Annotated in this window: 1 tRNA gene and 1 rRNA gene; both read right to left on the bottom strand. The window is 50.3% G+C overall.

Features of this window, described 5'->3' with window-relative positions:
• Nucleotides 1-58 (bottom strand) — tRNA-Lys (locus H6B31_RS16915).
• 192 nt (nucleotides 59-250) lie between these two features.
• Nucleotides 251-326, bottom strand: a 23S ribosomal RNA gene (locus H6B31_RS16910); the annotation flags it as partial.

Here is a 326-nt window from a genome sequence, read left to right as displayed (position 1 = left end):
TCAGGGATTCGAACCCGGGACCCACTGATTAAGAGTCAGTTGCTCTACCAACTGAGCTAAAGGCGCATACTTTCTTTCGAGAAAGAAAGTATGCAAAGAAAGCTTTCTACCAAGTCTCACCTTAATATCCGCTTCCCGCTTTCTCTCTCTCCAGAGGGTGGGCGCTTTGTCTGCACCTTCAAAACCGAACAGTGAACCTCGCAAGTCCTCGCTCGCAAGCGCCTGCATTTCTTTTCTTGCCTGAACCACTCAGGTCAAGCCCTCGGCGGATTAGTATCGGTCAGCTCAACACATTGCTGTGCTTACACCTCCGACCTATCAACGTC

Source organism: Pseudoflavonifractor capillosus (assembly GCF_016899775.1).
Taxonomy (GTDB): Bacteria; Bacillota; Clostridia; order Oscillospirales; family Oscillospiraceae; genus Lawsonibacter.
This window is presented reverse-complemented; position numbering and strand designations above follow the sequence as displayed.